General features: G+C 64.9%; 18 protein-coding genes. 6 read left to right on the top strand and 12 right to left on the bottom strand.

Annotated elements, in window-relative coordinates; translation table 11 throughout:
• Window positions 1-76: 76 nt before the first annotated feature.
• From P9217_RS06430 to P9217_RS06440, 3 genes are read left to right on the top strand one after another with little or no spacing between them, the layout of a single operon-like run.
• Window positions 77-1,027 carry an ABC transporter permease gene (locus P9217_RS06430; RefSeq protein ID WP_066989177.1) on the top strand — a complete coding sequence of 317 codons (951 nt, stop codon included), beginning with the start codon at window positions 77-79 and terminating at the stop codon, window positions 1,025-1,027.
• Window positions 1,024-1,875 (top strand): ABC transporter permease, encoded by an 852-nt coding sequence (locus P9217_RS06435; protein WP_278086384.1) that lies wholly within the window; start codon window positions 1,024-1,026, stop codon window positions 1,873-1,875. The genes P9217_RS06430 and P9217_RS06435 overlap by 4 nt, the downstream gene beginning before the upstream one ends.
• Window positions 1,872-3,527, top strand: coding sequence for an ABC transporter ATP-binding protein (locus P9217_RS06440; RefSeq protein ID WP_095826959.1), 1,656 nt, complete (start codon window positions 1,872-1,874; stop codon window positions 3,525-3,527). Before P9217_RS06435 ends, P9217_RS06440 begins: the two co-directional genes overlap by 4 nt.
• A gap of 28 nt (window positions 3,528-3,555) precedes the next feature.
• Here P9217_RS06440 and P9217_RS06445 read toward each other — a convergent pair whose 3' ends face one another.
• Window positions 3,556-5,631: an NADH:flavin oxidoreductase gene (locus P9217_RS06445; RefSeq protein ID WP_278086947.1), complete on the bottom strand. Its 2,076-nt coding sequence runs from the start codon at window positions 5,629-5,631 to the stop codon at window positions 3,556-3,558.
• Between the two features lie 73 nt (window positions 5,632-5,704).
• On the opposite strand from P9217_RS06445, the gene P9217_RS06450 reads away from it, so the two are divergent.
• Window positions 5,705-6,646: a LysR family transcriptional regulator gene (locus tag P9217_RS06450; RefSeq protein ID WP_095801054.1), complete on the top strand. Its 942-nt coding sequence runs from the start codon at window positions 5,705-5,707 to the stop codon at window positions 6,644-6,646.
• 48 nt (window positions 6,647-6,694) lie between these two features.
• On the opposite strand, the gene P9217_RS06455 is transcribed toward P9217_RS06450, so the two are convergent.
• Entirely contained in the window at window positions 6,695-7,171 is a 477-nt protein-coding gene (locus P9217_RS06455; protein WP_066989429.1) for an Lrp/AsnC family transcriptional regulator, read from the bottom strand.
• Between the two features lie 223 nt (window positions 7,172-7,394).
• On the opposite strand from P9217_RS06455, the gene P9217_RS06460 reads away from it, so the two are divergent.
• On the top strand, window positions 7,395-8,720 hold the full coding sequence (locus P9217_RS06460; RefSeq protein WP_278086383.1) for an FAD-binding oxidoreductase: 1,326 nt from the start codon (window positions 7,395-7,397) through the stop codon (window positions 8,718-8,720).
• Window positions 8,721-8,772: 52 nt separating this feature from the next.
• On the opposite strand, the gene P9217_RS06465 is transcribed toward P9217_RS06460, so the two are convergent.
• The 5 genes from P9217_RS06465 to P9217_RS06485 form a co-directional block, all read right to left on the bottom strand.
• The gene (locus tag P9217_RS06465; RefSeq protein WP_278086382.1) at window positions 8,773-10,140 is read right to left on the bottom strand and encodes an FAD/NAD(P)-binding oxidoreductase; all 1,368 of its coding nucleotides are present in this window, start codon (window positions 10,138-10,140) and stop codon (window positions 8,773-8,775) included.
• Entirely contained in the window at window positions 10,137-10,439 is a 303-nt protein-coding gene (locus P9217_RS06470) for a (2Fe-2S)-binding protein (protein ID WP_095801057.1), read from the bottom strand. The genes P9217_RS06465 and P9217_RS06470 overlap by 4 nt, the downstream gene beginning before the upstream one ends.
• Window positions 10,436-12,421: a hydantoinase B/oxoprolinase family protein gene (locus P9217_RS06475; protein WP_278086381.1), complete on the bottom strand. Its 1,986-nt coding sequence runs from the start codon at window positions 12,419-12,421 to the stop codon at window positions 10,436-10,438. Before P9217_RS06475 ends, P9217_RS06470 begins: the two co-directional genes overlap by 4 nt.
• A 4-nt stretch (window positions 12,422-12,425) precedes the next feature.
• Window positions 12,426-14,504, bottom strand: a complete 2,079-nt coding sequence (locus tag P9217_RS06480) for a hydantoinase/oxoprolinase family protein (protein WP_278086380.1) — start codon at window positions 14,502-14,504, stop codon at window positions 12,426-12,428.
• Window positions 14,505-14,591: 87 nt separating this feature from the next.
• Window positions 14,592-15,497: a LysR family transcriptional regulator gene (locus tag P9217_RS06485; protein ID WP_095825766.1), complete on the bottom strand. Its 906-nt coding sequence runs from the start codon at window positions 15,495-15,497 to the stop codon at window positions 14,592-14,594.
• Window positions 15,498-15,607: 110 nt separating this feature from the next.
• Between P9217_RS06485 and P9217_RS06490 the strand changes: the two genes are divergently transcribed.
• Entirely contained in the window at window positions 15,608-16,726 is a 1,119-nt protein-coding gene (locus P9217_RS06490) for an FAD-binding oxidoreductase (RefSeq protein ID WP_278086379.1), read from the top strand.
• A 360-nt stretch (window positions 16,727-17,086) separates the two neighbouring features.
• Here the strand turns inward: P9217_RS06490 and urtE are convergent, their stop codons facing one another.
• The 5 genes from urtE to urtA form a co-directional block, all read right to left on the bottom strand.
• Entirely contained in the window at window positions 17,087-17,782 is a 696-nt protein-coding gene (gene urtE, locus P9217_RS06495; RefSeq protein ID WP_127323951.1) for an urea ABC transporter ATP-binding subunit UrtE, read from the bottom strand.
• 70 nt (window positions 17,783-17,852) lie between these two features.
• The gene (gene urtD / locus P9217_RS06500) at window positions 17,853-18,599 is read right to left on the bottom strand and encodes an urea ABC transporter ATP-binding protein UrtD (RefSeq protein WP_127323950.1); all 747 of its coding nucleotides are present in this window, start codon (window positions 18,597-18,599) and stop codon (window positions 17,853-17,855) included.
• A 6-nt stretch (window positions 18,600-18,605) separates the two neighbouring features.
• The gene (urtC, locus tag P9217_RS06505) at window positions 18,606-19,829 is read right to left on the bottom strand and encodes an urea ABC transporter permease subunit UrtC (protein ID WP_278086378.1); all 1,224 of its coding nucleotides are present in this window, start codon (window positions 19,827-19,829) and stop codon (window positions 18,606-18,608) included.
• Window positions 19,826-21,442: an urea ABC transporter permease subunit UrtB gene (gene urtB, locus P9217_RS06510; protein ID WP_278086377.1), complete on the bottom strand. Its 1,617-nt coding sequence runs from the start codon at window positions 21,440-21,442 to the stop codon at window positions 19,826-19,828. The genes urtC and urtB overlap by 4 nt, the downstream gene beginning before the upstream one ends.
• Window positions 21,443-21,557: 115 nt before the next feature.
• Entirely contained in the window at window positions 21,558-22,868 is a 1,311-nt protein-coding gene (gene urtA / locus P9217_RS06515; protein ID WP_127215183.1) for an urea ABC transporter substrate-binding protein, read from the bottom strand.
• Window positions 22,869-23,059 lie beyond the last annotated feature (191 nt).

The following is a 23,059-nucleotide window of genomic DNA, read 5'->3' on the forward strand; positions in this document are numbered from 1 at the left end:
TAGGGGACCGGTCAGCCGGTCCCCTGCACTGCATTGCGCAAGATTGTTTGGCCGAACGCAACCGCAGGGAGCTTCCATGAAGTCTGGGGTTCTAAACCTCGTGCTGAAGCGGCTGGCGATCGCGATCGTCACCCTTCTGATCGTCCTGTTCGCCGTGTTCTTCGCCACCAGCATGCTGCCGGGCGACACGGCGTCGATCCTGCTTGGGCAGGCGGCGACGCCCGAGGCGGTCGCCGGCCTGCGCGAGGCCATGCATCTCAACGATCCGGCGATCCTGCGCTTCCTGCGTTGGCTTGTCGGTCTGCTCCACGGCGATCTCGGTACCTCCTACGCCAACGAAATGCCGGTCGCGGCCCTGATCGGCGGGCGCTTCGTCAACACCATGAAGCTCGCCGGCATCACCACGCTGATCTCGGTGCCGCTGGCGCTGACGCTCGGCATCACCGCCGCCATGTTGCGCGGCTCCGTCTACGACCGCACCGTCACCGTGCTTTCGATCGGCGTGATCTCCGTGCCGGAATTCATGGTCGCGACCCTCGCCGTCCTGCTCTTTGCCGTTTATCTGAAATGGCTGCCGGCGTTGTCTTCGGTCAACGAGGCGCACTCGCTTGCCGACCTCGTGCGCATCTATTCGATGCCGGTGATTACCCTCACCTTCGTCATCTCGGCCCAAATGATCCGCATGACGCGCGCCGCGGTGATCGAAACGCTCTCAACGCCTTATGTCGAGATGGCGCTTCTCAAAGGCGCCTCGCGCAGCCGCATGGTGCTCAAGCACGCCCTTCCGAACGCGCTTGGGCCGATCGTCAACGCGGTCGCGCTCTCGTTGTCCTATCTGGTCGGCGGCGTCATCATCGTCGAGACGATCTTCAATTATCCCGGCATCGCCAAGCTGATGGTCGATGCGGTCGCGACCCGCGACCTGCCGCTGATCCAGAGCTGCGCGATGATCTTCTGCCTTGGCTATCTCCTGCTCATCACGGCCGCCGACATCGTCGCCATCATGTCCAACCCGAGGCTCAGATGACAGTGGCGCGCGCGGCATCCTCCCGACGGTCCTTCCTGGGCCACAGCTACAACCTCGTGGGCGTCGTGGCCTCGCTGGTCATTCTGGCGTGGACGCTGGTCGCGATCTTCGCGCCCTACATCATTCCCCATCCGATCGGCGATATCGTCGACGACGACTATTTCGGCCCGATGCGCCAGGGCCTGTGGCTCGGCTCGGACTATCTAGGGCGTGACATGCTCTCCAGGGTTCTCATGGGAGCACGCTACACCGTCGGCATATCGCTTGCCGCCGTCTCGATCGCCTGCTTTTCAGGGGTCGTGCTGGGGATGATCGCGGCCGTCACCGGCGGCTGGTTCGATACCTGCCTCAGCCGCTTCCTCGACGCCATGAACTCCATCCCCAGCAAGCTGTTCGGCCTTGTTGTCGTCGCCGCGGTCGGCTCATCGATCCCGGTGCTGATCCTGACGCTCGCCGTCATCTACATCCCGGGCGCCTACCGCTTCGCGCGGGCGCTTGCCGTCAACATCAACACCATGGATTTCATGACCGTCGCCCGCGTCCGCGGCGAGAGCACTATCTATCTCATCGGCTCCGAGATCCTGCCGAACATCATCCGGCCTGTGCTTGCTGACTTCGGCCTGCGCTTCGTCTTCATCGTGCTTTTGCTCTCCGGCCTGTCCTTCCTCGGGCTCGGTCTGCAGCCGCCTTTAGCCGACTGGGGCGCGCTGGTGCGCGAGAACATCGGCGGCCTGCCCTTCGCGGCCCCGGCCGTCATCGCGCCGTCGCTGGCGATCGCCAGCCTGACCATTAGCGTCAACCTCTTAATCGACAACCTGCCGCAGAAGATCAGGGACCGGGACGCATGACCAATCTCGTCGAGGTCAGAAACCTTCGGATCGAGGCAAAGACCGACGCCGGACGTCTGGTCGAAATCATCAAGGGCGTCAGCCTCGACATCGCCGATGGCGAGATCGTCGCCCTGATCGGCGAGAGCGGCTCCGGCAAGACGACGGTGGCGCTCTCCCTCATGGGCTATGCGCGGCCCGGCTGCCGGATTACTGGCGGCGAGATCAATGTCAACGGCAAGAACATGGCTGCGCTTACCGAGCGGGAACGCGCCAGGTTGCGCGGCACCGACATCGCCTATGTTCCGCAAAGCGCCGCCGCCGCCTTCAACCCCTCATCGACCATCATGGAGCAGGTGATCGAAGTCACGCGCATCCACGGCCTGATGCCACCCGAGCAGGCGCGAAAGCGCGCGGTCGAGCTGTTCCGGGCCTTGTCGCTGCCTGATCCGGACGGTATCGGCGCCCGTTATCCGCACCAGGTTTCAGGCGGGCAATTGCAGCGACTGGCGGCCGCCATGGCGCTGATCGGCGATCCCAAACTGGTCATCTTCGACGAGCCGACGACCGCACTCGACGTGACGACCCAGATCGACGTGCTCAAAGCATTCAAGTCGGTGATGAAGGCGGGCGGCATAGCGGGTGTCTACGTTTCCCACGACCTCGCGGTCGTCGCCCAGATCGCAGATCGCATCGTGGTGCTGAAGGGCGGCGAGGTGCAGGAGACCGGCACGACGGCCGGAATCCTTTCGGCTGCCCAGCATCCCTATACACGGGAATTGCTGGCCGCTTTCGAGCCGAAGTCGAGGCAGATACGGGCGGATGAAGATTCCGGACCAAAGCCGCTGCTTCGCATCGACAATCTGATAGCCGGATACGGCCCGGTGAAAGGTGACGGGCAGCCGGTTATCCGCGCGGTCGATTCCGTCAGCCTGGTCGTGGAGAAGGGCCGCAATCTCGGTGTCATCGGCGAGTCCGGTTGCGGAAAATCGACGCTGGCGCGCGCCATCGCGGGCATTCATCCGGCGGCGACCGGCGATATCGTCTTCGACGGCAAGGCACTGGAGCGCGCCGCCCGGAAACGCACTCGCGACCAACTGCGCGAGATGCAGATCGTGTTCCAGTATGCCGATACCGCGCTCAATCCCGCCAAGCCCATTGAGGACATCATCTCGCGACCGCTGGCCTTCTATCATGGGCTCGACAGGCAGGCGCGCTCGAAGCGTGTCGACGAGTTGCTCGACATGGTGCGCCTGCCGAGGTCGCTGCGCTACCGTCATCCCTCGGAGCTCTCGGGCGGCCAGAAGCAGCGCGTGAACTTCGCGCGCGCGCTGGCGGCCGGTCCGAAGCTCATCATCTGCGACGAAATCACCTCAGCGCTCGACACGGTTGTAGCATCCGCCGTGATCGAGCTGCTCAAGGAGCTGCAGCGCGAGCTGGGGCTCTCCTATATCTTCATCAGCCACGACCTCTCCGTCGTCGAGGCCATCTGCGACGAGATCATGGTCATGTACAATGGTGAGCGGGTGGAGCAGATCACGCCCGACAAGGTCAAGTCGCCCACGCACCCCTATTCCAAACTTCTGTTCTCCTCCGTGCCGAAGCTCGATCCGACCTGGCTCGACGGCCTCGTCCGCGACCCCGAGCTGGTCAGCCAGTACGGCCACCGCTGACCAAACTGACCGTAGGGGATTCGCCGGACTACAGTTGCGAGCAGAGCCGGTAGGCCTCATAGATTGACGAGTAGATGTCCCTGCTGGCGACCGCGTCTCCAATGCGGTGCAGGACGAAGGATCCTGGAGCTTGGAGCCCTTGCACCCCCTTTGTCGCCACTCCCGTCATGAGCGCGATGTCGGTGACGCCCTTATTGGCGGAGCGGGCACGCAATTCCTGGTAGGTATCTTCCACAGGTGCCGTGCCGCGCTCGACAATGAGTTGGGCCGCGGTCATTTCCGTTTCTGCACCGGTGAGCTCATGCCGGAACCGGGCGGCGATGCCGTTGCCGTGGCGCGCTGCCTTGATGAGCCGCAGATCGCCGACGACCCGGATGCCGAGTTCGGACGCGAGTTTGCGGAAACTGACCCGGTCCGGATAGGGTGTCTCGATCGCAAGGGTGTCGTCAGCCATGGCCAGGCTGACCGCATGTCCCAGGCGGGCAAGATGCAGGCCACAGGATATGGCGGCCTGGCGTCCAGTCTCATCGTAGATGAGCACATCGGCCTTCGCGGGCATGACCCCGGTCAAGATATCCCAGACGCTGTCGCAATGTTCAGCGCCCTCCAGCCACTCCATGTCCGGGATGCCGCCTGTGGCGACGATAACGGCATCCGGTTTCTCGGCAAGCACTCCATCTGCGTCCGCATAGGTGTTGAGGCGGACATCCACGCCCAGGCGCGCGAGCTCTTCGGCGCGCCAGTCGACTATACCGAACAGATCCTTGCGGTCGGAAGCCGAGGCCGCAACGAGCACCTGCCCGCCGAGCCGGGCCCCGGCTTCGAACAAGGTCACGCTGTGCCCGCGCTCGGCGGCGACCCGGGCCGCCTCCATTCCGCCCGGACCGCCGCCGACGACGACCACCCGTTTCGGCGTTTCGGTCCGGTCAATGATGTGGCTGACGGTCGTTTCATGGCCGCTGGCGGGGTTGTGAATGCAATGGACCTTCTTGTACAGGCAGTAGGACGCGCCGATGCACGGGCGGATGCGGTCTTCTTCGCCCCGCATCACCTTGTTGACGATATGCGGGTCGGCAATATGCGCCCGGGTCATGCCGACCAGATCGACAAGGTTTGCGCGGATCGCGTGCCGCGCCGTGGCTACGTCCCTGATGGCGGCGGCGTGGATGACCGGCAGCCTGGTTTCCCGCTTGAACTGCCCAACCAACGGCAGAAACGGAGCGCTCCTGATAAACATGCCGGGCATATTCTGCTCGGCCAGTGACAAGTCGGTGTCCATACGGCCGAAGATGCAGTTGAAGAAATCGACATGGCCTTCGCGCTCGAACAACCGGGCGAAGGCAAGGCCTTCCTCGAAATCCGATCCGTCGTCGACCGCCTCGTCGATCACGAAGCGGATCCCGACGGCGAAGTCGTCGCCCACCGCGCGGCGGATCGCTTCGTGAACCATCAGCCCGAAGCGCGCGCGGTTTTCCAGCGAGCCCCCGAAAGCGTCCGTGCGCCTGTTGGTTCTGCGCGACAGGAATTGGCCGATCAGATGGCCGCCGGTGACGGTCTCGACGCCGTCCAGGCCGCCGTCAACGCAGCGCCTGGCGGCACTGGCGTAGTCCTTGACGATCCTGTCGATGTCCGCGGCGTCCATTTCCTTGGGGAAATTCCGGTTTCGCGTCTCGCGGACGCGTGACGGCGCAACCGGGGGCAACCAGTGACCGGCATAGGCAGTAGCGCGCCGACCGAGATGCGAGACCTGACACATGACCGTCGCGCCGTGGCGATGAATTCGCTGCGACAGCGATTGGAGATGAGGGATGATGCGATCGCTGGAAAGATCCAGCTGACCGCCGCCCCAGCTCGAATCGGGCGACGTCATCGCCGAGCCGCCGACCATAGTCATCGCGAGGCCGCCGCGCGCCTTCTCTTCATGATAGCGCTGATAGCGCTCGAGCGGCAGGCCACCCTCGTCCAGCATTGAGGCATGACTGGTGCTGACGACGCGGTTGCGCAGCGTTAGACCCTTGAGCCGAAACGGCTGAAGCAGTGGATCGCCGGATGTGCTCCCCGCTTGGAATGCCGCTGCCGGCACATGCTGCTCCGAACCATTCACGAGGGTTATAGTTCGCGATTTGCAGGACTGCAGGAAAGCTTGAAAATTGTTGGGGCGGCTATACGCTTGGCGTATGGCTGGCTTCGCAAAACTCGTTCCATCCGCACGCGGACTCCTCGTTTTCGAGGCCGCTGTCCGTTCAGGAAGTTTCACGGCCGCAGCGCGCGAGTTCAACGTCACGCAACCCTCGATCAGCCGCAGCATCGCTCAGCTGGAGGCCGATCTCGGCGTGGCTCTGTTCACGCGCGGTCCAACGGGATTGTCCCCGACCCCGGAGGGGCGCGCCCTCTATTCGGCTGTACGGGAAGGATTTGACGGCATCGAGGAGGCGATCGGCACGATCAAGCGGAACAGTGCCGCAAAGCCGGTGGTTACCCTTTCGCTCTCGAGCTCTCTCGCTACGCACTGGTTCGTTCCGAGGTTAACGGCGTTCAACACGCGATTTCCCGACGTGGACCTGAGGTTCGAACTCATCGCCGGCGTTCTGCGAGGACCCGCCGAGAATGTCGAGCTTGCCACCAGAATCCTGGCCGACGACGACATCCACTATCACCGCTGGGCCTTCTCGCCGGAAATCATCGTTCCGGTGTGCAGCCCATCCTATCTGTCGCACCACGGCCGCTTGAACCATGACTCGGACGGCGAAGGTCATATCCTGCTTCATCTCACCGACGCCAAGGAGCAGTGGCTGGACGCCTGGGGCAGCGTAGCCCACCGCAAGACCAGCAGGGCGAAATGGCTCGAATTCTCGGACTACGCGGTCGTGCTTCAAGCCGCGATGAACGGAGAAGGCGTGGCGCTCGGCTGGCTCAGCAATGTCTCAAGGGCACTGCTTCAGGCAACGCTCGTTCCGGCCTCGGACAGGCAGATCAACACCGGACGGATCCATGAATTGATTGCACCTCGCTCACGGCCAGTGCGGCCGATCGTCTCCGATATCCGCGCCTGGATGATCGCCGAGATGCAAGCCGAGTTGAAAGCGTTGCGCGCACTATTGCAGCCCGGGGTCCTGTAGCCCGGACCGCAGCAGACAACTGCAGCGCCCGGCACAGCTACCCGCTGACTACATGGGAAACAGGCTGGGCAGCGGCATGTGCGATTTGACGATCGGCGACTTCAGCACCACGAAGCTGAAATACTTGTCGATGCCGATATCCATATCGGTCAGCCGCTCCATGATCGTCTGGTACTCGCCAATCCCGGCGGTCACGAATTTCATCAGATAGTCGTAACCGCCCGACACGAGGTGGCATTCGATGACCTGATCGATCTTCTCGACGACGGCGAGAAAGCGGGCAAAGTCCACCTGGCGATGGTTCTTCAAGGTGATTTCGGTGAACACGGTCAGTGTCTGGCCGAGCTTGCCGATGTTGACCTGCGCGGAATAGCCCTCGATATAACCTTCCGACTGGAGCTTCTTGACCCGCATCAGGCACGGGCTCGGCGACAGGTGCACCAGTTCGGCCAATTCCACATTGGTGATGCGGCCGTTCTTCTGCAATTCATGCAGAATCTTGATGTCGATCCGATCCAGTTTCACGTCCATCTCCGAAGAACGCAAGCCACAGCACAAAATGCCGCCACTTCTCTAGCCGTGACACTACCACAGCCCGCAGGCCTGTCTATCCGATGGGCCTGCTCTGACACGCAGGGACTCTCGATTTCATTGCGCGCTACGGAATAAAATTCTGCCTGAAGCATAACTGCGGCAGCGGCTGCCTGCGCAACGCGCTAGATTCGAGCCTCGAAGCAGAGAGAGGACCATGCGCGCGCCGCTGCAACAGATCGAGACATCCGACGAACTGCCGCAATCCGCGGATGCGGTGGTGATCGGCGGAGGCATCGTCGGCGTCTTCGCGGCCTACTACCTGGCTAGGCGCGGCTTGAAGGCCGCGCTTGTCGAAAAAGGACGCATCGGCGCCGAGCAATCCAGCAGGAACTGGGGATGGTGCCGCCAGCAGAACCGCGACGCCCGCGAGCTGCCGATGGCGACGCGCAGCCTCGATCTCTGGGAGCGCTTTGCGGCCGAAAGCGGCCAGGACACCGGCTTTCGCCGCTGCGGCCTGCTCTATCTCAGCAATGACGAGGCGGAACTGGCCGGCTGGGCGCGCTGGCGTGACTTCGCCAGAACGGCGGGCGTCACCACGCACATGCTCGACAGCGCCGAGGCCAGCGAGCGGGGCCGCGCCACCGGCAGGACCTGGAAAGGCGGCGTCTTCTCGCCGACCGACGGGACCGCCGATCCGTCGCAGGCCGCGCCAGCGGTCGCCCGCGCCATCCTCCAGCTTGGCGGCACGGTGCATCAGAATTGCGCCGCGCGCGGTATCGAGACCGAGGGCGGTCGCCTGTGCGGCGTGGTCACGGAAAGCGGTACGATCCGCACGAAGGCGGCGGTTTTGGCCGGTGGCGCCTGGGCGTCCTCCTTTTGCCGTCAGTTCGGCTTCCGCTTCCCGCAGGCCTCGATCCGCTCCTCCATCCTGTCCGTCTCGCCCGGCGCGGGGGGCTTGCCGGATGCGCTACACACGGCAAAAATCTCGGCGACGCGGCGCGGTGACGGCGGCTACACGCTCGCCATAAGCGGCCGCGGACGCGTCGACGTGACGCCGCAGCAGCTGCGCTTCGCTTCGCAGTTCGTCCCCATGTTCCTGAAGCGCTGGCGCAGCCTCGCGCCCGGCGGGTTGCAGGGGGTGCGCTCAGGCCACGAAACGCTCCAACGCTGGCGGCTCGACCGGCCGACGCCGATGGAGCGGATGCGTATCCTCGATCCGATGCCGGATCAGGCGACCATCCGCCTGACCCATGCCCGCGCGCTCGAGCTGCTGCCTGCGCTGCGGCAGACGAAGATCAGCGCGGCCTGGGCGGGCTACATCGACAGCACCCCGGACGGCGTGCCGGCCATCGGCGAGATACACGCCGTTCCAGGCTTCTTCCTGGCTGCCGGATTTTCGGGTCACGGCTTCGGCATCGGACCCGGTGCCGGGCACCTCGTCGCCGATCTTGTCACCGGGTTGGAGCCGATCGTCGATCCGAAATCCTACGATCCGCGGCGTTTCGATGCTTCGGCGTGGGGCAAGGTCGCCGACTTCTAGTTTCAAACGCGACATTCCGACATCGCTTGGCAGGTGAACCCTCCGGATTGCATCAGCTCTCCCGAAGAAAGGCGCCGATGGGGGCAGGCCGGATGGGGGCCTGCCCGCGAAACCGGCCGACATCCTCGGGCCTACAGCCGGCGTGGGCTGCGATGAGTTCGGCGGCTGCCAACTGGCAATAACGCCCCTGGCAGCGCCCCATGCCGACGCGCGAGAGCGATTTCACCCGGTTGGCCTCGCCGCCGCCGAGAGTCGTGCCCTCGCGCACGGCCCCGGCAGTGACGTTCTCGCAGCGGCAGACGATCGTATCGTCGGGAAGCGCCCTCACCATCGCGCCTGGCCAAGGAAAGGCCTGGGCCAGACCGCGAGCAAAGCGCTCGAGCCGTGCGAGCCTGCGCAGGTCGGCGCCGACGGAGGGCACCGGGCGTCCAAGATCGGCAAGGCACGCCGCCGCGGCAAGGCGCCCGGCGATCTCCGCGCCGTCCGCCCCGAGAGGACGAGCCCCATCACCGGCCAGGTAGATGCCATTGCCGGCCCGTCCCATCCGGTCGGTCTTCGGGAGCGACTGCCGCCATTGCTCGTCATAGGTCAAGGCGCATCCCACAAGGTCAGTCAGATGAGTCTCCGCCCGCAGGTGCCAGCCGATCCCGATCATGTCGCATGGGGTGACGCGCTCCCGGCCGCCGGCGTCGCGCCAGCGCATCCCGGTGACACCCCGTCCATCGGCCTCGATTTGCAAAGGCGTCACGCCAGCGTGGTAGCGGCGACCAAGCCGCGCCCGCAGGGCCAGCCCGCGCAACGCCACGATTGGTCGGGCGGCAAGTCCCCAGAACCCGCGCATCTGCTGGCGCCAGGAAGAGGTGTCGAGCACCGCCGCCACATCCGCTCCGGCCTTGAGGAGTTGCATGCCAACCAGCGTCAGCAAGGGGCCCGACCCGATAAGCACGATGCGCCGTCCGAGTGCGACGCCCTGCGCTTTGAGCGCGATCTGCGCCGCGCCAAGGCTGTACACGCCGGCGTTCTGCCAGCCAGGGATCGGGGCGACGCGGTCTGAAGCGCCGGTGGCGAGGATCAGGCGGTCGTAGAAGACGACCTCCGCGCCGCCCTCCCCCAGCACATGCAGCCGCCCCTCATGCACGGCGATGACGGAGCTGCGCGCGCAATAAGTGAGCCGCCCTTCATCGGCCATCCGGTCGAAGAGCAAATGCAACGCGCGAGCCTTGTCCGCTTCAGAGCCGTACAGTTGCTCCGGAGTTCGGACGAACCCGGCAGGCGGGCGGCGATAGATCTGCCCACCCGCGCGGTGCCCTTCATCGATCACCACCGGATGGAGCCCGGCGTCGACCAGTGTCGCCGCGGCCCTTATGCCGGCGGGGCCCGCACCTACGATCACGATGCGCGGCGATGAGGGCTCGCTCACGGCCAGTTCTCCGGCGGCGTCGTGTGCAGCCGCATGCCTTCGACGACAAGAGTTGTGCACGCACGCAGGCGCGGTCCCCCTTCTTGCCATACCCAGCAGTCCTGGCAGGCTCCCATCAGGCAGAAACCTGCTCGCGGCTCGGGACCGAACTCGGAACTCCGCAGCGCATGTCCTGAAGCCAGCATTGCCGTCAGCACGGTGTCGCCGTCCAGCGCGTTGCGCGTCTCACCGTCGAGAAGGAATTGCACCTCCTCGCGATCGCGCTCGGCCAGCCGGACGATGCGGCCGACCGTGATCATTCGGCGGCCTCTCGTACCGGCCCCGGACGAGGCAGCTCGGGAAAACGTTCGCAGACCGCCTCGAAGGCCGCTTGGACGCCTTCCGGCCCGGAGCGACCTTTCATGCGGCGAAAAATCTCCGTCTTGGCGAAGAACCGCCAGTGGATCGGCAAGGCGTCCAGCAGAGCGTGGAGCCGGTCATAGGCGGCCGGCGTCCACTGCGCTTCGTAGCTGTCGCGCTCCGGCCCGAAATGGAAATGGCCGACGGACGGCGTGTGCCTCGCGCGCAGCCGCTCCGTCGCGCGCTCGTCGACTTCGCCGCCGCGGATAACGACCCCGTAGTCGCTTTCGGCTGCGGCCGGCGAGAGATAGCCGCGCCGCACATCCTCACCGACCCGCCAGGGCTCGCGCTGAAACGGATCGCCGCGTCCGCCGCCGCCGGCGGAGCGGATCGCGAGCACGTCGCCCGGCTGCAGCACCGCCGTGTCGATGTTGCCCAGCCGCCGCTCGCGGTCGGTGCCCGGATTGACGACCATGTCCGACAAGCCGGCCGCCTTGCCGCCCAGCACGCCCCAGGGACGGAAGAAGCTGCGGTCGCGATTGCGCGCCGTAATCCGGGAGTCGGGGGCAAAGACACGAAAAGCCATCTCGGTCGCCAGCCCGCCGCGCCAGCGGCCCGCACCGCCGCTGTCCTGGGCGAGCCCATATTTCACGAACTCGACCGGCGTCTCGGTCTCGGTGATCTCGATCGGCGTGTTCTTGAGATAGGCAGCATCGGCGCCCGATCCATTGGTGCCATCGCGATGCGGCATCGCGCCGCCGCCACCCACGACGGGGTTGACCGCCGCGATGACGCTCCGGCTGGTGCGCTCATCGATGGTCATGACGTTGACGATGCAGTTGTTGCCGGCCGGCGCCGCCGGCAAGCGCTCCGGCAGCACTTGCGAGAAGGCCCCGAAGATGACCGAGCGCAGCCGGGCGCAGGTGAGCGAGCGCATGCCGACGGCGGCGGGATGGACGGGGTTCAGCACCGAACCTTGCGGGGTGATGCAGGTGAACGGCCGGGTGAGGCCCGTGTTGAGCAGGATTTTCGGGTTGAGCGTGTAGAGCACGTAATACACCCCGACCAGCAGCATCGTGTGGCGCGGGTCGCCGCCCGAAGGCACGTTGAGAGAGGAGCCGAGCTGCGGATCGGAGCCGGTGAAGTCGAGCACGGCCTCATCGCCTTTGATCGTCAGCGTCAGCTTCAGCCGGCAGGGATTGGCCTCGACCGAATCCTCATCGGCATAGTCGGCGAATTGCCAGGTGCCGTCGGGCATGGCGCGCAGGACGTCCCGCGCCTGTGCTTCGGCATGGTCAAGAAGAGCGGCAACGCCTTCGACGAAGCCGGCCTTGCCGAACTTCTTCACCATCGCCTGGATCTTGCGCTCGCCGGTGTTGAGCGCGCCAACCAGCGCCTTGATGTCGCCGATGTTGAGGTCCGGCTTGCGCACATTGGTGCTCATGATCCTGAGGATCGTGTCGTCGAAGACGCCTTCCCTCACCAGCTTCATCGGCGGAAAGCGGATGCCTTCCTGATGGATTTCGGTCAGCGCGCGGCTGAGCGAAGCCGGCACAGCCCCGCCCATGTCGGTGTTGTGGATGTGCCCTCCCGTCCAGGCGACGATCTCGCCGTCGACGAAGACCGGCTTCCACAAATGCGTATCGGGCGCGTGCGTGGCGACGTGGCCGGAATAGGGATCGTTGGTGAAGGCGACGTCTCCCGGCCGGTAGTCGTTCACCATGGCGATCGCACGGTGATAGGAAAGCCCCGGATACCATGTGGCGCCGAGCTCCATCGGGACGGCGAAGGTCGCTCCCGAGCGATCCATCAGCATCACCGTAAAATCCTGCGTCTCCTTGACGAAGGCGGAGTGCGCGGTGCGGTGCAGCGTGTGGGCCATGTTCTCGGCCGCCGCGCGGGCATGGTTACCTAGAACCTGAAGATTTGTGCGGTCGAACAAGGCGTCACTCCGCGAAAGTCAGAACGAGATTAAGGTGGCGATCGACCCGCGCCTGCGTTCCGGCGGGGAGGGCGAAGGTGGTATCTTCCTGGACCACCACCGCAGGCCCGTGAAACGCGCTGCCCGGCACCAGGGTCTGGCGGTCATGGAGGTCGATGGTCTCGACGGTCAGACCGGTGTAGACCGGCACCCGGCGCGCCGGATGGGTCGGGACGTCGATCTCGTCGGTCTCGGGGAAGGAGAGCGCCGGACCTGCGCCTATCGCGGACAGCCGAACATTCACGAGCTCGATCGCGCCGTCCGGATCGTGGAAGTCGTAGAGCTGCTCATGGGTACGGTGGAATGCCTGCTCGATCGCGGCCGCGTCGCCGTCCGCCAGCCATTGGGGCGAAAGGACGACCTCGATCTCATAGCTCTGGCCGAAGTAGCGCATGTCGCAGGAGAGTGTCAGTTGCTCGGCCGCATCGTGCCCCTGCGCCGCAAGCCAGTCGCGGCCCTCCTGCGCAAGCGCCTCGAAGGCCTCGCGGATTCCGGGAAGCGACGCGCCGGAAAGCGGGCTGAAGATGGTGCGGATGAAGTCCCCGCGCAGATCAGCCACCAGTCCACCCAGCGCCGATACCACACCGGGGTGGCGGGGCGCCATGACGCGCTTGATGCCGAGCTCGCGGGCCAGGAAGGCACCAAGCATCGGGCCGCCGCCGCCGAATGGCATCAGCGTGAAATCGCGCAGATCGACGCCGGCGCGCGAGGCGAGCTTCTCGACCTCGACGAACATTTCCGACACCGCGATGTCGAGGATCGCCTGCGCGGTCTGCTCGACCGGACGGCCGAGCCGCATCGCAAGTTCGCCGACCGCGCGATGCGCCAGTTGGGTCTCGATGCTGAGCTGGCCATAGGCCATCTCGCTATGGCCGAGCCATCCGCACACCACCATGGCGTCGGTCACCGTCGCCCGCTCGCCGCCACGGCCGTAGCATGCGGGTCCCGGCGTCGAACCGGCCGATTCCGGCCCGACCCGCAGCACTCCTTGCGCGTCGACGCTGGCGATCGAGCCGCCGCCGACACCGATCGAGCTCACCGACACGGAAGGGATATGGAGCGGAAATTCGCCGATCAGCTCGCCGGTGCCGAACTGCGGCTCGCCGTTTATGATGAGCGCGAAATCGGCCGAGGTTCCGCCGATGTCGAGGGTGAGAACCTTATCCTCGCCGGCCTGACGCGCCAGCCACGAGGCGCCGATGACGCCCGAGGCCGTTCCCGACAGCAGCATGTTCACGCAGGCGCGCTTGCCTTCGGCGGCGTTCATCAGCCCGCCGTTCGACTTCGTCAGCATCGGCCGGGCCGGCACGCCGCGATGCTTCAGCCGCTCTTCCAGCGCGGTCAGATAGCCGGAGACGCGCGGATGGACATAGCCATTGAGAATGGCGGTCGAGCTGCGCTCGTATTCGCGGATGACCGGCCACACCTCGGCGGAGGTGAAGACGAAGAGGTCGGGCGCCAGGCGCGCGATCGCCGCCTTTACCGAGGTTTCCTGCGCGGCGTTGCGCCAGGAATGAAGGAAAGACACGATGATCCCCTGCGCCCCGTTCGATTTCGCGGCCGCGACCGCGCTCTCCACCGCCGCCGTGTCGGGCGCCTGGGATTCATTGCCATCGGCGCGCATGCGGGCCGGAATGCCGAAGACCATGTCGCGCGAGATCAGCGGATCCGGCCGCGCGCAGAACAGCGAATACATGTCCGGCATGCGAAGCCGCGCGAGCTCGATCACGTCCTCGAAGCCGGCATTGGTGAACAGCGCCAGCGGCGCGCCCTTGCGCTGGATGATCGTGTTGATACCGACGGTCGTGCCATGCACGAAGCGCGTCATCTGGGTCGGGTCGAAGCCTTCGCGTTCGGCCAGCAAGGTGAGCCCCGTCATCAGCTCGGCACCCGGATCTTCCGGCGTCGTCAGCACCTTCAGCGAAGCGACGCGTCCGGAGTTTGCTTCGAGCGCGCAGAAATCGATGAATGTCCCGCCGATATCGACGCCGACCTTCCAGTCGGCCTTCTTCAGCGCCTCATCCGTCGCAGTGGCTCCATCCATGATGCGTCCCTTTCGGTCTGCTCGGAAACTCGCACGAGCGGACAGTCACGGTCCAAGATGGATGATGGGCAAGAATATAAGTCGTACTTATACCTTGACGCTATGCTCGCCGAGAACGGCGGAGCAGGCCGCACGGATGTCATCGCGCATCGTTTCGTCGGCCCTCGAAAGGGCTCGTGCGCGCGACGCGAGCAGCGCAATCGGGAATTCCGGGCCGCCCGCCAGCGGCCTGACAGCGAGGCCGGAAAACTGGCGCCACGGCAGCAGCGCGTCGACGAGAGCGACGCCCAGGCCGGCCTGGACGAAGCCGACCGCAGAGATCGAAATGTCGATCTCCAGCGACGGCGAAAGCGCCACGCCTTGCGCGCGGGCCGCGTGGGCCAGTTCGTCGGCGGGACGCGTGTTGCCGCGATAGGATATCAGTTCCTGCCCCACGAGATCAGCGAGCGTCAGCTCGGTTTTCTTCTGCAGCGCGTGTCCGCGCGGCAGCAGGCAGGCGAAGCCGACACTGCCGATCACCTCGGCCTCGATGTCGGGAGGCAGGCGGTCATCCATGGCCACGCCGAGGCTCGCATCGCCGGCGCGCAGCATGTCTACAATCGCGGCGATCGGCGCGCTATGGGAACGCAGCAGCATGTCGGGATGCTGCGCCCGAAATGCGGTGAAGGCGCGCGGCAATATCGCCATGGCCGGCGGCGGCGAGGCGGCGACCCGCACCAGCCCGGTCCGACCGAGACGCAGATCGGTGGTCTTGCGGCGCAGGCCGTCGAGCCCCGCCGACAGCCTCTCGGCATCGGGAAAGATCTCGAGCGCCTCAGGGGTCGGCCGCAGCCTGCCCTTGACCCGCTCGAACAGCGTGAAGCCGAGCTCGTCCTCAGTGTGGAGCAGTATCTGGCTGAGCGCGGGCTGGGAGATGTTCAGCATTCGCGCCGCGGCGGTCACGGTGCCGGCGCGCATGACGGCGATGAACACTTCGAGCTGCCGGGCCCGCATTCCTACTCCATAGGTAAAACTTATGGCTTTTATCCAAAGCCATCTTTGACGCATTGCCGCGGCGCCGACAAGATGGATCAGGATCAGCCCTCTGCGCCTAAGGAACGACAATGGATGTGATCGTGCTGGGCGGCGGCCTGATGGGGACAGCTTCCGCCTATTTCCTGGCCAGGCGCGGCGCCCGCGTGACGCTGGTCGAGCGCAACCGGATCGGCGGTGGAGCAACCGTCGCCTCCTTCGGCAACATCCGGCGCACGGGGCGTCATCTGCCGCAGCTTCCGCTGGCCCACCGCTCGCTCCGGCTGTGGGGCGAGGCCGAAAAAATGCTGGGGCGCGATGTGGAATTCCGCGCCACCGGTCACGTGCGGCTGATCTTCGACGAAGGCGGTCTCGCCGACATGCGCAGCTATGCCGAGGCGGCGTGTCCCTGGGGACTCGAGCTGGAGCAGCTCAGCCCGCGCGAGATCCGCGCGCGTTTTCCCGGCCTCGGTCCCGACGCGATCGCGGCGTCGTTCTCTCCGCATGACGGCAGCGGCAATCCGCGGCTGATCGCGCCGGCCTTCGCCGAGGCCGCCCGCAAGCTGGGCGCGAAAATCATCGACGAAGCTCGGGTCGAAAGGATCGAGCGGACCGACTCCGGTTTCCTTGTCGCCAGTTCAAAAGGCGCTTTCGCCGGCGAATGCCTGGTCAACACCGCCGGCGCCTGGGGCGCGCGCGTCGCCGCGCTGTTCGGCGAAGAGGTCCCGCTCGATGCCCGCGGTCCACAAATGGGTGTGACCGAGCCACTGCCGCACCGGATCCTGCCGGTGGTCGGCATCTGGACGCGCGACAAGGACTATGGCGCCTATCTGCGTCAGGTCGAGCGCGGCAACATCGTCTTCGGCGGCGCGGCCGAAAGAGTGTCGGTGGACCTCGATCCAGGCCATGCGGCCGCCGACCCCATGCGCCTGCCGACGCAATTGCGGGCCGTCGCGCGGCTGCTGCCGGCGATCGCGCAAGTCGCGGTCATCCGCACCTGGTCGGGCTGCGAAGGCTATGTCCGCGACATGCTGCCGGTCATGGGACGCTCGTCGACGACGCCGGGCCTGTTCCACGCCTTCGGCTTCAGCGGGCACGGCTTCCAGCTCGGTCCGGGTGTCGGCGACGCCATGGCCGAGCTCATCACCACCGGCGACTGCGAAACGGCCCTCGACGATTTTAGGATAGATCGCTTCAATCGCGGAGCCTGACGAGGCGAGTCGATCCCCTGGGCTCAGGCGTCCTTTGACGCGGAAGAAGGGAGCTTTCCATCTGTCCGAATGACGGCTTGTTGGGTGAGCAGAAAGGTCGCTTTCGGATGGCTCAGACTGGAGTTCGCCCCCAGCAAACCGCGGCCGCGGATTGGAACGCGTGGGCGCTGCGCGACAAGCGATTCATAAGTGTCGTTGTACGAGCATTCCCCGATCGGCGATTCTTATCCCATGCTTTGCTCAGCCCTATCGGCTTAATGTCGAACGCAGGATGCCGCGCAGAACATGGCGCGCTTCTACGGACTTTCCATCGAAACGACATTGTTTTGCGGCGCTTCGGCCAAAGGATGACGACTGAACCTAGACAGTAAGGAGCTTGCGTACATCGGGCCTGTCCAGATCCTCGGCGGGGCCGGTATGCACGATCTGGCCGCGATCCATGATGTTGACCTCGTCGGCAAGCTCGCGGCAGAAATCCAGATACTGCTCGACCAGAAGCACCGCGATCCCCGCCTGGTCGCGCAGATAGCGGATGGCGCGGCCGATGTCTTTGATGATTGATGGCTGGATGCCTTCGGTCGGCTCGTCGAGCACGAGCAGCTTCGGCCGCATCACCAGCGCGCGGCCTATGGCGAGCTGCTGCTGCTGGCCGCCGGACAAGTCGCCGGCGCGGCGGCCGAGCGTCTGCTTCAACCCTGGAAACAGCTCGAAGACATGAGCTGGAACGTTGCGGTCGGCGCGCTTCAGCGGTGCGAACCCCGATTCCAGATTTTCGCGCACCGTGAGCAGGGGAAAGATTTCCCTGCCCTGCGGCACGAATGCGATGCCCGACCGGGCGCGGTCATACGCCGCGCTCCGCTCGAGCGCTTTCCCCTCGAAGGCAACACTTCCGCTCGTCAGCCTATGATGGCCGACGATGGATCTCATCAGACTGGTCTTGCCGACGCCGTTGCGGCCGAGTACGCAGGTGATCTTGCCCGCGCCCGCTTTCAGCGAAACGCCGCGCAGCGCCTGGGCGGCGCCGTAATGGAGCGTGGCGTCGGAGACTTCGAGCATGGTCAGCCCCTTCTCCAGCACCTGAGGAAGGAAAGGTCGAAACGATGCAACGAGACCCGCCAGATCATGCTCAGCGCCCCAGATAGACTTCGACGACGCGTTCGTCGGCCGAAACGAAATCGAGCGTGCCTTCCGACAGCACCGAGCCCTCGTGCAGGCAGGTGACCTTGACGCCGAGCTCGCGCACGAAATGCATGTCGTGCTCGACGACGACAACCGAATGGTCGCGGGCGATGTCCTTGAGCAGGCGCGCCGTCTCCTCGGTCTCCGCGTCGGTCATGCCGGCGACCGGCTCGTCGACGAGGAGCAGCTTCGGGTCTTGTGCCAGCAGCATGCCGATCTCCAGCCACTGCTTCTGGCCATGGCTGAGATTGGCGGCGACCTCCCCGCGCTTGTCGCCGAGGCGGATGATGCCGAGGATGGCGTCGATGCGCCTGGCCCCGCTCGGCGAGCCGCGATGGAAGAGCGCTGGAAAGATCGAGCGCGGCCCCTTCAGCGCCAGCATCAGATTGTCCTCGACGCTGTGGCTCTCGAAGACGGTCGGCTTCTGGAACTTGCGGCCGATGCCCATCATCGCGATCTCGGCTTCGTCATGCCTGGTGAGATCGACCCGACCGTCGAAGAATACCTCGCCCTCGTCCGGCCGCGTCTTGCCGGTGACAATATCCATCATCGTCGTCTTGCCGGCGCCGTTGGGTCCGATGATGGCGCGCATCTCGCCCTTGTCGAGCACCAGCGACAGGTTGTTGATGGCGCGAAAGCCGTCGAAGGAGACCGAGACGCCGTCCAGATAGAGGATGGTGTTCGACTTGCTCATGGTCGCTTACTCCGCCGGCTGCGGTTCGGGGCCGTTGGCCGACCACGCGCCCGGCGTTCTCGCCGCCGAGCGCTCGATCTTCGGCTGCGCTTCCGGCGGGTCGATGCCGGCTTCCGCGGCGAGCGAGGCCGCGCGCAGCGCCCTGGCCTTGCCTCGCCAGCTATCCCACGTGCCGACCACGCCCTTGGGCAGGAACAGCGTTACGGCGACGAACAACCCGCCAAGCGCGAATAGCCAGAATTCAGGCAGCACGCCGGTGAACCAGGATTTGCCGGCATTGACCAGGAGCGCGCCGATAATCGGGCCGACGATGGTGCCGCGCCCCCCGACGGCGGTCCAGATCACCACTTCGATCGAATTGGCGGGCTCGAACTCGCCGGGATTAATGATGCCGACCTGCGGCACGTAGAGCGCGCCGGCGATGCCGGCCATGACGGCCGAGACGCTGAAGGCGAAGAGTTTTACATTCTCGGCCCGCCAGCCGAGGAAGCGGGTGCGGCTTTCGGCGTCGCGCACCGCCATCAGCAGCTTGCCGTATTTGGAGCGCACGATCGCCGCGGTGACCAAGACCGCGAACGCCAGCGTCACGGCGCTTGCTGAAAACAGCGCCGCGCGCGTCGCGTCGGCCTGGATGTTGAAGCCGAGGATGTCCTTGAAATCGGTCAGGCCGTTATTGCCTCCGAAACCCATGTCGTTGCGGAAGAAGGCAAGCAGCAGCGCATAGGTCATCGCCTGGGTGATGATCGAGAGATAAACGCCGGTGACGCGGCTGCGGAAGGCGAACCAGCCGAATACGAAGGCAAGCAGGCCCGGCACGGCCAGCACCATCAGCACGGCGAACCAGAAATGGTCGAAGCCGTGCCAGAACCAGGGCAGTTCCTTGTAGTTCAGGAACACCATGAAGTCCGGCAGGATGGGATTGCCATAGACGCCGCGCGAGCCGATCTGACGCATCAGATACATGCCCATCGCATAGCCGCCGAGCCCGAAGAAGGCGCCGTGGCCGAGCGAAAGGATGCCGCAATAGCCCCAGACCAGATCGAGCGCGAGCGCCAGCAGCGCGTAGCAGAGATATTTCCCGACCAAAGAGACGATGTAAGGCGGAATGTAGAAAGCGCTTTGAGGCGACACCGCGAGGTTTAGCAGCGGCACGATGGCGGCCGCCGCCAGCAGGACGAGGATGGCGATCGCGATGCGCCGGTCGGCGCCGAAGAAGCGCTGCGTGATCATGCTTCCACCGCCCTGCCCTTCAGCGCGAACAGGCCGCGCGGCCGCTTCTGGATGAACAGGATGATCAGTACCAGCACGACGATCTTGCCAAGCACCGCGCCGGCGTACGGCTCGAGGAACTTGTTGACGATGCCGAGCGAGAAGGCGCCGACCAGCGTGCCCCAGAGATTGCCGACGCCACCGAAGACCACGACCATGAAACTGTCGATAATGTAGCCGCGGCCGAGATTGGGCGAGACGTTGTCGATCTGGCTGAGCGCCACGCCGGCGATCCCGGCGATACCGGAGCCGAGCGCGAAAGTCAGCGCGTCGACCCAAGGCGTCCTGATGCCCATGGATGCGGCCATGCGCCGATTGGCGGTGACGGCACGCATCTGCAGGCCCCAGGGCGTTCGCTTCATGACGTAGAGCAGCACACCGAACACCAGCAGCGCGAACACCAGTATCCACAGCCGGTTCCAATTGATGGCCAATTGACCGATGTCGAACGATCCCGACATCCAGGACGGATTGCCGACCTCCTGGTTCGTCGGGCCGAAGACGGTGCGCACCGCCTGCTGCAGGATCAGCGAGGCGCCCCATGTGGCAAGAAGCGTCTCCAGCGGCCGGCCGTAGAGGAAGCGGATGACGCCGCGCTCGATGACGAGGCCGACCAGCGCCGAGACCAGGAAGGCGAGCGGCAGCGCGATGACCAGCGACCAGTCGAAGAGGCTCGGAAACGACGTGCGGATCACCTGCTGGACGACGAAGGTGGTGTAGGCGCCGAGCATCACCATCTCGCCATGCGCCATGTTGATGACGCCCATGACGCCAAAGGTGATGGCGAGACCGATAGCGCCGAGCAGCAGCACCGATCCGAGTGATATGCCGTACCAGATGTTCTGGCCGGCATCCCACAATGCCAGCGTCGAATTGATATGGCCGATCGCGGCGGTTGCCAAGTTCTTGACCGCTCCCTGCGCGCCAGCCTCAACGGAGGTCAGCAGGGAAAGCGCATCGCGGTCGCCGCGCGCCGCGATGGCCGAGATGGCGGCGAGCTTGTCGGCTTCCGGCTTGTCGGAAACCAGAACCGACGCCGCGCGCGCCTGCACGAACATCGTCTTGACGGCTGGGTCGGTCTCAGCAGCGATCGCGGCATCGAGCGGTTCGATATTCGCCGCGTCGGGCGTCTTGAACATGGTCGCGGCGGCGGCAAGGCGCACGCTCGCGTCCTTGGCGCGCAGCGTCAGCGTCCCCAGCGCGTCGCGTATGGCGCGGCGAAGACCGTTGTTGACCTTGATCTTGGTGAGATCGGCCTTGGCGGCATCGGCGGACTTGTCGCCGCTGAAAGGATCGAGCAGTTCGACACCGCTCGCCGCGTCCTTGCCGATGAAGACCTGCGAATCGGCTTTGCGAATATAGAGGTTGCCGTCGGCGAGCGCCGACAGCGGCCTTTCGACGGCCGGATCGCCGCTGGTCGCGAGCTCGCGCACGATGGCTTCCGTGGCCGAGAAATTAGTCGCTGTAGCGAACTTGGCTATTGCCGCGCGAAGATCGGCCTCGCCTGCCTTCGACGGCAGCAGGCTTGCCATCGTCAGCAGCAGCGTCAAGCCAATCGCGCGCAACAGGATCATCAGCTTCAGCGGATCTCGAAAGCTTGAGGTTTCTGCCCGGGCGGGACGCGAAGGCCCGCCCGGGCCGCGGTCTCGGATCGCGGGGCCACGCGGCGACCCGACAGACCTGGGAGGATCAGTTGGTGCCCTTGCCGCCGCACTTGCCGGTGGCGACGTTGAAGTTGCCGCAACTGAGCGGCGCGCGCCAATCGGAGATCAGGTTCTTGGAATCGGGCAGGTAGTCGGACCATTCGTCGCCCATCACAAGGCCGGGCGTTTGCGAGACGGTCTCGAACTGGCCGTCGGCCTGGATCTCGCCGATGAGCACCGGCTTCGTGATATGATGGTTCGGCATCATCGTCGAATAGCCACCGGTCAGGTTCGGCACCGAGACGCCGACCATGGCGTCGATGACCTTGTCCGGATCGGTAGTACCGGCCTTCTCGACTGCCTTCACCCACATGTTGAAGCCGATATAGTGGGCTTCCATAGGGTCGTTGGTCGTGCGCTTGTCGTTCTTTATGAACTTGTGCCAGTCGTCGATGAACTTCTTGTTCTCGGGCGTGTCGACGCTCTCGAAATAGTTCCAGGCGGCGAGGTGGCCGACCAGCGGACCGGTGTCGAGACCGGCCAGTTCTTCCTCGCCGACTGAGAAGGCCATGACTGGAATGTCCTCGGCCTTGATGCCCTGGTTGCCCAGTTCCTTGTAGAACGGCACGTTGGCGTCGCCGTTGACGGTCGAGATCACGGCCGTCTTCTTGCCGGCCGAGCCGAACTTCTTGATCGCCGAGACTTCGGTCTGCCAGTCGGAGAAGCCGAACGGCGTGTAGTTGACCATGATGTCCTCGGCCGGCACGCCCTTCGACTTCAGATAGGCTTCGAGGATCTTGTTGGTGGTGCGCGGGTAGACATAGTCGGTGCCTTCGAGCACCCAGCGCTTCACCGAGCCGCCATCGGCGCTCATCAGGTAGTCGACGGCCGGAATGGCCTGCTGGTTGGGGGCAGCACCCGTGTAAAAGACGTTGCGCTCGCTTTCCTCGCCCTCATACTGGACGGGGTAGAACAGGATGTTGTCGAGCTCCGAGAACACCGGCAACACCGATTTGCGCGACACCGAGGTCCAGCAGCCGAAGACCGCCGCGACCTTGTCCTTGGAGATCAGCTCGCGCGCCTTTTCGGCGAAGAGCGGCCAGTTGGAAGCCGGATCGACGACAACCGCCTCGAGCTTCTTGCCGAGCAGGCCGCCCTTAGCGTTCTGCTCCTCGATCAGCATCAGCATGACGTCCTTCAGCGTCGTCTCCGAAATCGCCATGGTCCCCGAGAGCGAATGGAGGATGCCGACCTTGATCGTGTCGTCGGCCGCTCTGGCGGGGGCCGATATCGACAGGCCGGCAGCGATCACGCCGGCCGAAAACATTTTTGTTATTGTCGAGAAATTGCCCCTCATATTGCACACTCCCAAGCTGGTTGTTTTGCATTGCAACATTGCGGTGCAAGCGACGTGCCAAACCTGACAGTCCAAAGTGCCGGGCAAAAAATCGATCAGTTACAGTTGGTTATAATTTCAACTCAAGTTTTCAACGGCCGCTTCCGCTTCAAGGCGTTGTCAAATTTTGGGCTTCTGCCTCTATTTTAATC

The sequence above is a fragment of the Mesorhizobium sp. WSM4989 genome (genome assembly GCF_029625795.1).
Taxonomy (GTDB): domain Bacteria; phylum Pseudomonadota; class Alphaproteobacteria; order Rhizobiales; family Rhizobiaceae; genus Mesorhizobium.